Source organism: Isoptericola sp. NPDC057191 (genome assembly GCF_042670225.1).
GTDB lineage: Bacteria > Actinomycetota > Actinomycetes > Actinomycetales > Cellulomonadaceae > Isoptericola.
Genome location: NZ_JBHUWC010000166.1, coordinates 1 through 9,098 on the forward strand (window position 1 = coordinate 1; position 9,098 = coordinate 9,098).

8 protein-coding genes are annotated in these 9,098 nt (G+C 74.3%); 5 read left to right on the plus strand and 3 right to left on the minus strand.

The features are described from left to right. Positions 1-49: 49 nt before the first annotated feature. Positions 50-1,789, minus strand: a complete 1,740-nt coding sequence (locus ACFT55_RS16495) for a pyruvate dehydrogenase (RefSeq protein ID WP_380244927.1) — start codon at positions 1,787-1,789, stop codon at positions 50-52. A 130-nt stretch (positions 1,790-1,919) separates the two neighbouring features. Here ACFT55_RS16495 and ACFT55_RS16500 point away from each other — a divergent pair, with 130 nt between their 5' ends. Genes ACFT55_RS16500 through ACFT55_RS16510 form a run of 3 tightly spaced genes read left to right on the plus strand, consistent with a single transcriptional unit; the run spans position 1,920 to position 4,242 of the window. Further along, entirely contained in the window at positions 1,920-2,666 is a 747-nt protein-coding gene (locus ACFT55_RS16500) for a thiamine pyrophosphate-dependent enzyme (protein WP_380244928.1), read from the plus strand. Continuing rightward, positions 2,663-3,622 carry a transketolase family protein gene (locus ACFT55_RS16505; RefSeq protein WP_380244929.1) on the plus strand — a complete coding sequence of 320 codons (960 nt, stop codon included), beginning with the start codon at positions 2,663-2,665 and terminating at the stop codon, positions 3,620-3,622. The genes ACFT55_RS16500 and ACFT55_RS16505 overlap by 4 nt, the downstream gene beginning before the upstream one ends. 5 nt (positions 3,623-3,627) lie before the next feature. Continuing rightward, the gene (locus ACFT55_RS16510; RefSeq protein WP_380244930.1) at positions 3,628-4,242 is read left to right on the plus strand and encodes a class I SAM-dependent methyltransferase; all 615 of its coding nucleotides are present in this window, start codon (positions 3,628-3,630) and stop codon (positions 4,240-4,242) included. Between the two features lie 11 nt (positions 4,243-4,253). Here ACFT55_RS16510 and ACFT55_RS16515 read toward each other — a convergent pair whose 3' ends face one another. Together ACFT55_RS16515 and ACFT55_RS16520 are read right to left on the minus strand one after the other, a co-directional pair. Then, a complete protein-coding gene (locus ACFT55_RS16515) occupies positions 4,254-4,934 on the minus strand; it encodes an SDR family oxidoreductase (RefSeq protein WP_380244931.1) in 681 nt (226 codons plus the stop codon). Between the two features lie 341 nt (positions 4,935-5,275). Further along, positions 5,276-6,763, minus strand: a complete 1,488-nt coding sequence (locus ACFT55_RS16520) for an MFS transporter (RefSeq protein ID WP_380244932.1) — start codon at positions 6,761-6,763, stop codon at positions 5,276-5,278. A 102-nt stretch (positions 6,764-6,865) separates the two neighbouring features. Here ACFT55_RS16520 and ACFT55_RS16525 point away from each other — a divergent pair, with 102 nt between their 5' ends. Both ACFT55_RS16525 and ACFT55_RS16530 read left to right on the plus strand, forming a co-directional pair. Further along, positions 6,866-7,777 (plus strand): helix-turn-helix transcriptional regulator, encoded by a 912-nt coding sequence (locus ACFT55_RS16525; RefSeq protein ID WP_380244933.1) that lies wholly within the window; start codon positions 6,866-6,868, stop codon positions 7,775-7,777. An 81-nt stretch (positions 7,778-7,858) separates the two neighbouring features. Beyond that, positions 7,859-9,076: a pyridoxal phosphate-dependent aminotransferase gene (locus ACFT55_RS16530; protein WP_380244934.1), complete on the plus strand. Its 1,218-nt coding sequence runs from the start codon at positions 7,859-7,861 to the stop codon at positions 9,074-9,076. Positions 9,077-9,098 lie beyond the last annotated feature (22 nt).

Genomic DNA, 9,098 nt, shown 5'->3' on the forward strand with positions numbered 1-9,098 from the left:
GAATCCCTGGCGGGATTCTCGCCGTTTTCGTACCCACAACCCCGGCGGGTCAGCGGGGCAGGTTGCGCAGGTTCGAGCGGGCCATGGACATGACCTCGCCCATGCCGCCGCCGAAGATCTCCTTGGTCATGGCGGTGGCGAACCCGCGGATCTGCCCGGAGGTGATCGACGGCGGGATGGACAGCGCGTTCGGGTCGGTCACCACCTCGATGAGCGCGGGTCCCTTGCGGTCGAGACCGTCCTGGAAGGCGCGGCGCAGGTCCTTCGGCCGCTCGACGCGGACGGCGGGGATGCCGACCGCTCCGGCGATCGCGCGGTAGTCGACCGGGGGCGAGTCGGTGCCGTACGAGGGCAGCCCCTCGACGAGCATCTCGAGCTTCACCATGCCGAGGGTGGCGTTGTTGAAGACGACGATCTTCACCGGCAGGTCGTACGCGCGCACGGTGATGAGCTCGCCGAGCAGCATGGACAGACCGCCGTCGCCGGCGAGCGCCACGACCTGCCGCCCGGGCTGCGCGAAGGCGGCGCCGATGGCGTGCGGCAGGGCGTTCGCCATCGACCCGTGCAGGAACGACCCGATGACGCGCCGCTTCCCGTTGGGGGTGAGGTAGCGCGCGGCCCACACGTTGTTCATGCCGGTGTCGACGGTGAACACGGCGTCCTCGGCCGCGGTCTCGTCGAGCTGCACGGCCGCGTACTCGGGGTGGATGGGCGTGTGCTTCTCCACGTTGCGCGTGTACGCGCCGACGACCTTGTTCATCAGCCCGGCGTGCTTGTCGACCATCGAGCGGAGGAACTTGCGGTCGCTCTTGCGGCGCACCAACGGGTTGAGCAGGCGGAGCGTCTCCCCGACGTCGCCGTGCACGGGCAGGTCCAGCCGCGTGCGCCGGCCGAGGTGCGAGGCGTCGATGTCGATCTGCGCGGTGCGGACGTCCCCCGGCAGGAAGGAGTCGTAGGGGAAGTCGGTGCCGACGAGGATCAGCAGGTCGGCCGACTGCATCGCCTCGTGGCAGGAGCCGTAGCCGAGCAGGCCTGACATGCCGACGTCGTGCGGGTTCTCGTACTGGATGATCTCCTTGCCGCGCAGCGAGTGGCCGATCGGCGCCGCGGCCAGGTCGGCGAGCTCGAGCACCTCCGCGCGGGACCCGCGCGCCCCGGCGCCGACGAACAGCGTGACCTTCTTCGCCTGGTTGATCGCGTCGGCCAGAGCCTCGACGTCGGTGCTGTTCGGCACGATCCGGGCGGGGCAGGCGCCGGGCACGAGGATGGGCGCGGCGTCGTCGGGCACGCGTTCGTCGGCGACGTCGCCGGGCAGGGTGAGGACGGCGACGCCCGGCGCGGCGAGCGCGTGCTGGATGGCAGAGCGGGTGACGCGCGGCAGCTGGGCGGGCGAGGAGATCAGCTCCGAGAACACGGATGCCTCGTTGAAGATGCGGTCCGGGTGCGTCTCCTGGAAGAACTGCGTGCCGATCTGGGCGCTGGGGATGTGCGACGCGATGGCGAGCACGGGCAGGTGCGACCGGTTCGCGTCGTAGAGGCCGTTGATGAGGTGCAGGTTGCCCGGCCCGCACGACCCGGCGCAGACGGCGAGCTCACCCGTCACCTCGGCGTCGGCGGCGGCCGCGAACGCGGCGGCCTCCTCGTGCCGGACGTGCACCCAGTCGATGCCCTCGGTGCGGCGGACGGCATCGACGACGGGGTTGAGGGAGTCCCCCACGATCCCGTAGATGCGCTTCACGCCGGCGGCGACGAGCTGGTCGACGAGGTGTTCGGCGACGGTGCGGGCCATGAGGAGACCTCCCGGTGACGACTGTGGGTCCGTCTCGATCCTGCCCCGGACGTGCCTGTTCCGCAGGGTGGCAGGCGTGACGTGCGGCACCCCTTGACCTCAATCATGGTTGAGGTACGAGCATCGAGGCATGACGACGACCAGCCCCCCGCCCACCGATCCCGCGCGACCTGCCGAGACCGCCGCGAACGTCCCGCAGCGCGTGCGAGACCTCGTCGCTCGCGTCACCGGCGACGAGAAGCACGACCCGAGCGCCCACTCCACGCTCGACGTCGTGTGGACCCTGTACGACCAGGTGCTCCGGGTGGACCCGGCCCGACCGGACGACCCGGACCGCGACCGGTTCCTGCTCTCCAAGGGGCACGGCCCCGCGTCCACGTACGCCGTCCTGGCAGCGCAGGGCTTCTTCCCGGCCTCCTGGCTCGACGACGTCGCGTCCTTCGACTCCCCGCTGGGTCACCACCCCGACCGCACCCTGGTGCCGGGCATCGAGATCGGCAGCGGCTCCCTCGGGCACGGGCTCCCGATCGGCGTCGGCCTCGCGACCGGGCTGCGCGGCCGGTCGCCCGCCCGCGTCGTGGTGCTGGTCGGCGACGCCGAGCTGGACGAGGGCAGCAACGCCGAGGCGATCCAGGTCGCCGGCCGGTTCGGGCTCGGCAACCTCACCTGCGTCGTCGTGGACAACCACAGCGACATGCTCGGCTGGCCCGGCGGCATCGCGTCCCGCTTCGCCCTCGAGGGCTGGTCCGCCGCAGAGGTCCGCACCGGCGACCAGGCGCGCCTGACGGCCGCGCTGCGGCGCACCGAGGCGGACCGCCCGACCGTGGTGGTCGTCGACACCACCGGCACCGGAACGACACGGAGGCACGCAGCATGACCACCCTCACCACCACCGGACCTGCGCCCGCACGGGCCCTCGACCTGCGCACCCGCTTCTACGACGAGCTCGACCCGCTGCTCGACGCGCACCCGGACGTCGACGTCGTCCTGGCGGTCATCGGTGCCGGCTACCTGCCGCGCACGATCGCCCGCCACCCCGGGCGCGTCATCGACGTCGGCATCCGCGAGCAGGCGCTTGTGAGCGTGGCGGGCGGCCTCGCACTGGCCGGTCGCCGCCCGATCGTCCACACCTTCGCGTCGTTCCTCGTGGAGCGGGCGTACGAGCAGGTCAAGCTCGACCTCGGCCACCAGGACGTCGGCGCGGTGCTGGTGAGCGCGGGCGCGTCCTACGACGTGTCCGCCGGGGGCCGCACCCACCAGGCGCCCGCCGACGTCGCGCTGATCTCCGCGCTGCCGGGCTGGACCGTGCACGTGCCGGGCCACGCCGACGAGGTCGGCGAGATCCTGCGGCGCGAGGCCGCCGGCACCGGGCGCGTCTACGTGCGTCTCTCCGGGCAGCGCAACGCCCGGCCCGGCCCGGTGGACGGGCGCCTGCACCTGGTGCGCGACGGCGGGGGAGCGGCGGCCGCGGACGGGACGGCGCCGCTCGTCGTCGCCGTCGGCCCGATGCTCGACACGGTGCTCGCGGCCACCGCCGACCTGCCCGTCCGCGTCGCGTGGACCGCCACCCCGCACCCGCTCGACACGGCGGGGCTGCGCGCCCTCCTGCCCTCGGACCGCCCGACGTCGCTCGCCGTCGTGACGCCGTACCTGGAGGGCACCGGGGCGGGCGCCGTGGCCGCCGCCCTGGCCGACCGGCCCAGCCGGGTGGTGCACGTCGGCGTGCCCGCCGAGACCGAGCTGCGCCGGTACGGCTCGCCCCGCGAGCACGCGGCCGCGCACGGCCTCGACGCGGCGGGCGTCCGGCGACGCGTGGAGGCGCTCCTAGGCTGAGCGTCGTGACCAGCGAGCACCCCAGCGCGGCCTACGCCGCCCATGCCCAGGAGTACACGGACCTGTTCGGCTCGATGGACGCTGTGCACGACGACGACCGCGACCTCGTCGCCCGATGGGCGGCCGGGCTGGCCGGCCGCGTCGTCGACGCCGGCTGCGGGCCCGGGCAGTGGACGGACTTCCTCGCCCGGCAGGGCGTCGACGCGGAGGGCGTGGACCTCGCCGAGCCGTTCCTGGAACGCGCCCGCGCGGCGTACCCGGGCGTCCGGTTCCGCCGCGCCGCGCTGGACGACCTCGGCGTGCCCGACGGCAGCCTCGGCGGCGTGCTCGCCTGGTACTCGGTCATCCACACCGCGCCCCCGCAGATGGACGCCGTGCTGGCCGAGCTCGCGCGCGCCCTCGCCCCGGGCGGCGGTCTGCTGCTCGGCTTCTTCCGCGGCCCGCGGGTGGAGCCGTTCGACCATGCCGTCGCGACCGCGTGGTTCTGGCCGCCCGACGAGCTCGCCCGGCGGCTCGACCGCGCGGGGTTCGACGTCGTGGCGACCGCGTCCCGCACCGACCCCGGCGTCCGCCCGCACGGCGCGGTCACCGCGCGGCGCCGCCCCGGGGGCGACGCCTGAGCCGTCGGACGTCAGCCCATGGTGCGCAGCGCGGCGGGGATGGGCGTGTCCCCCGTGGAGAACCGCACGAACCGCCCGATGGTGGCGGGCTCGCGCAGCGTCCAGGCGACGACCTGTGCGACGTCGGCCCGCGGCACGCTCGAGTCGGTCCCGGCGGGGAGGGCGCCCGTCTCCGGGAACAGGCTGACCCGACCCGTGGGCGGCTCGTCGGTGAGGGTGCCGGGGCCGAGGATCGTCCAGTCGAGGTCGGTCGTGCGCAGGTGGTCGTCGGCGGCCAGCTTGGCGTCCGCGTAGGCGAAGAAGCCCGCGTCCTCGGGGACGCCGTGGTCCGGCGTCGAACCGACCCACGACACCATGACGTACCGGCGGACCCCGGCGCTCGCGGCGGCGTCCATGGAGCGGATCGCGGCGTCGCGGTCGACGGCGTACGTGCGCGCCGCGTCGCCCCCGCCCGCTCCGGCGGACCAGACGACGGCGTCGGCCCCGACGAGGGCGGCGGCGATCTCCTCGGTGCTCGCGTGCTCGACGTCCAGCAGCACCGGCTCCGCGCCCAGGTCCGCCACCCGATCGGTCTGCTCGGGCTTGCGGACCACGCCGGCGACGTCCGTCACGGGGCCGATCCCGCCGTCGGCGAGCAGCGGGACGAGCTGGCGTGCGACCTTGCCGAGCGCACCGATGACGACGACCTTCATGACGACCTCCGAGCACGTGACGAACCGGACTCCCACCGTCGCGCACCGACCCCCCGGACGCCAACCGTCGAACCGGGTCCCGGCGCGACCCGGAGCCGATCCTGAGCGAGGGTTCTGCCGATCCTGAGCCGATCTTGAGGTCTCCGACGCACGCTCTTCGTGGGGCGACCCAAGAACGCACGGCGCCACCCCGACTCCCCCTTCCGCGGGGCGGCGCCGTGCATCCCCCGGAGCAGAGCTCGGCGGACCCCGCCGCGGCCGTCAGGTCGGCAGTCGGCGCACAGGGCGGCAGTTCGAACTGCCGCCGGGAACGGGAACTGCCGACCAGGAGCGGCCAGTGCTCAGCGACCGTGCTCAGCGGCCCGGGCGATGCGGGCGGCGAGGACGGCGAACGCGACGGCCAGCCCTGCCTGCACGACGACGGCCACCGCGAAGCCGCGCGGCAGCCCGGCCGCGCCGCCGTCGGCCGCCCCCGCGGCGACGGCCTGGAACAGCCCCCCGAGCACCGCGACGCCCAGCCCGAGGCCGAGCTGCTGGAGCGTGGTGAACAGCCCGCCCGCCACCCCGGCGGCCCAGGTGGGCGTGCGCGACAGGACGGTCCGCAGCACGGGCCCGTACATGAGCGCCTGCGCGGCGCCGAGCGCCATCAGCAGCGGCTGCAGCGCACCGGTCGTGTCGCCGTGCCCGCCGCCCACCACGACACCCAGCCCGAGCAGCACCGCCGCCTGGACCAGGGCCGCGCCCGTCATCGTCCAGCGCCCCGTGCGCCGCTCGATGGCCGGCAGAGCGAGGGCCGTGCCGATGAAGGCCCCGCCGAAGCCGAGCAGCAGCACCACGGTGCCCCACGCGTCCGCACCGAGCGCACCCTGGGCGAGCGCCGAGACCTCGTACAGGAACGCCCCGTAGCCCGTGAAGAACAGGAGCGTCATGACGAGGCCGTGCCGCACGGCAGGGGTGCGCAGGACGCTCGGCGGCACGACCGGCAGCTCGCCGCGCCGCTCGGCCGCGCGCTGGGACCGGGCGAACAGGGCGAGGACGACGCCCGCGGCGGCGAGCATCGCGAGCAGCGCCGGCGGCCAGCCGGCGGACGCGCCGAGGGTCAGCGGCACGACGAGCAGGAGGAGGCCGGCGGCCAGCAGGGCCGCGCCGCGCAGGTCGAGGGCAAGGGGTGCCGTGGAGCGGGACTCCGGCACGCTGCGCAGCGCGAGCAGCGCCGCCGCCGCGATCACGCCGGTGGCCACCTGCACCAGGCGCCACCCGAGGTGCGGGCCCGCGACGCCTGCCACCGCACCCGCGAGGACCTGCCCGGCGATGGTCGCGACGCCGCTGACCGCGGTGAAGAGGGTGACGCCCAGCGCGCGCAGGCGGTCGGGTGCTGCCGACTGGATCGTCGAGAGCACCTGTGGCGTGAACAGCCCCGCGGCGACGCCGAGGCCGGCCCGGAGCGCGATCAGCGTCGGCAGCCCGGGCGCCACGGCGGCCGCGGCCGACAGCCCCGCGAACGCCGCCAGCCCGACGGCGAGCAGCCGCCGTCGGCCGTACCGGTCACCGAGCCGCCCTGCGACGACGAGCGTGGCGGCGAACGTCGTCGTGTACGCGGAGAGGACGAGCTGGCCGCCCGACGTCGCGGCGCCGAGGTCCGCCGTGATCGCCGGGGCGAGGAGGTTGACGGACCCGAACGTCATGTTGACCGGGAGGTAGGCGACGAGGAGGACGGCGAGGCCGAGGCCGGTGAGCGCGCGGCCGGGAGCCGCCGCCGCGGCGAGCGGGACCGGGCGGCGCGCGCCGCGCGCGGAGGTCGCGGCGGCGGTGGTGGTGGTCGAGGTCATGCCACGACGGTGCGCCTGCGCCCATCCTGGTACCAGGAGCCTGCTGATCGTGGTACCAGCACCACCTGGTTCGCGGGTGCGATCGGGGCGACACTGGTCGCCATGACCGTCGCCGCGCCCGACCGTGCCGCCCTCGGGGAGTTCCTGCGCGAGCGTCGCGGACGGATCGGCCCGGGGGACGTCGGGCTGCCCGTGAGCGGCCGTCGTCGCACCCCGGGCCTGCGCCGCGAGGAGGTGGCGCAGCTCGCCGGGGTGGGGGTCACCTGGTACACGTGGCTGGAGCAGGGGCGGGCGCGGAACGTCTCGGACCAGGTGCTGGACGCGGTGGCCCGGGTGCTCCGTCTCGACGCCGCGGAGCGGCGGCACCTCTTGGCGCTGGCCGGGCGGGAGGCCGCCGTCGCGCCGGGTCCGCCCGCCGAGGTGCGCCCGGAGCAGCTGGCCGTGCTGGAGCAGCTGCTGCCCTACCCGGCCGCGATCCAGACGGACTGCTACGACCTGCTCGCCGCCAACCGCGCCTACCGGTACCTGTTCGACGACCTCGACGCCCGCCCGCCCGACGAGCGCAACTGCGCCTGGCTGATGTTCACGGACCCGCGGTGGCGCGCTGCCCTGGGCGACACCGAGGACGTGGTGCTGCACAACATCGCCGCGCGGTTGCGGGCACGGGAGCCCGAGCACCGCGACGACCCGCGCTGGTCGGCCCTGCTGGCGCGGCTGCGCGCCACCTCGCCCGACTTCGTCCGGCACTGGGAGTCGTACGACGTCGCGGGCGACGGCACGCAGCTGCGGCGCTACCGGTCCGCGCGCGTGGGCCGGCTGGAGGTGCACTTCCAGAGCCTGTGGCTCGACCGCGCGCGCGGCGACCGCGTCATCCTCATGACGCCCGCGGACGACGCGACCCGGCAGCGCCTGGAACGGCTGGACGCGCTGGTCGGCGCGGCTCCGGCGACGACGACGCGCGACGACGCGGTCTCCCGTGCCGACGTCGTGGCCGGGGGAGTCGTGGACCGCTGACCTGCGTGATCCTCGGAGGAGGGTCCGCTCGTCGTGGAATGGCCGTGTCGGGCACGACGGCCGCGGGGGATGATGGTCCTCGTGCGCACCATCCGACAGAGCCGCAAGCTCCTCAACGTCCGCTACGACGTCCGCGGTCCGATCCTCGCCGAGGCCCAGCGCCTCGAGGCCGAGGGGCACCGCATCCTCAAGCTGAACATCGGCAACACGGCGCCGTTCGGCTTCGAGGCACCGGCCGCCATCCAGGCCGACGTCGTCCACCACCTGCCGGAGGCGCAGGGGTACAGCGACTCGCGCGGCATCTACGAGGCGCGCACGGCGGTGGCGCAGTACTACCAGTCGCGCGGCCTGCGCGACACGACGGTGGACGACGTGTTCATCGGCAACGGCGTCTCCGAGCTCATCTCGATGGTGCTGCAGGCGTTCGTCGACGAGGGGAACGAGATCCTCGTGCCCGCGCCGGACTACCCCCTGTGGACGGGGGCGGTGACGCTGTGCGGCGGCACGGCCGTGCACTACCGGTGCGACGAGGAGAACGGCTGGATGCCGGACCTCGAGGACATCGAGTCGAAGATCACCGAGAACACGCACGCGATGGTGATCATCAACCCGAACAACCCCACCGGCGCCGTGTACAGCAAGGAGATGGTCGAGGCGCTCGTGGACATCGCGCGCCGGCACGACCTCGTGATCCTCACCGACGAGATCTACGAGAAGATCCTGTTCGACGGCGCCACCCACCACCACGCGGCGGCCGCGGCGGGCGACGACGTGCTGTGCCTCACGTTCAGCGGACTGTCGAAGGCGTACCGGGTGTGCGGCTACCGCGCCGGCTGGGTCATGATCTCGGGCCCCAAGGAGAACGCGACCGAGTTCCTCGAGGGCCTCACGCTGCTGGCCAACATGCGCATGTGCGCGAACGTGCCCGCGCAGCACGCCATCCAGACGGCGCTGGGCGGCTACCAGTCGATCGACGAGCTCATCGTGCCGGGCGGGCGGTTCTACGACCAGGCGATGCTGGCCGACAAGCTGCTCAACGAGCTGCCCGGCGTCACCTCCGTGCGTCCGCGCGGAGCGCTGTACTGCTTCCCGCGCCTGGACCCGGAGATGTACCCGATCGACGACGACCAGCAGTTCGTCATCGACCTGCTGCGGGCCAAGAAGATCCTGGTCACGCACGGCACCGGGTTCAACTGGTTCGAGCCCGACCACTTCCGCCTCGTCACGCTGCCCGACGAGGAGGTCCTCACCGAGGCCATCGGCCGGATCGGGGAGTTCCTCGCCACGCGCCGCCGCTAGGCCCGCCCGCTCGACGTAGCGG

Excerpts from the sequence above, each read along its gene's own strand:
- ACFT55_RS16505 (WP_380244929.1), top strand. The coding sequence starts at position 2,663 with ATGACCACCCTCACCACCACCGGACCTGCGCCCGCACGGGCCCTCGAC.
- ACFT55_RS16495 (WP_380244927.1), bottom strand. The coding sequence starts at position 1,789 with ATGGCCCGCACCGTCGCCGAACACCTCGTCGACCAGCTCGTCGCCGCC.
- ACFT55_RS16500 (WP_380244928.1), top strand. The coding sequence starts at position 1,920 with ATGACGACGACCAGCCCCCCGCCCACCGATCCCGCGCGACCTGCCGAG.
- ACFT55_RS16520 (WP_380244932.1), bottom strand. The coding sequence starts at position 6,763 with ATGACCTCGACCACCACCACCGCCGCCGCGACCTCCGCGCGCGGCGCG.
- ACFT55_RS16515 (WP_380244931.1), bottom strand. The coding sequence starts at position 4,934 with ATGAAGGTCGTCGTCATCGGTGCGCTCGGCAAGGTCGCACGCCAGCTC.
- ACFT55_RS16525 (WP_380244933.1), top strand. The coding sequence starts at position 6,866 with ATGACCGTCGCCGCGCCCGACCGTGCCGCCCTCGGGGAGTTCCTGCGC.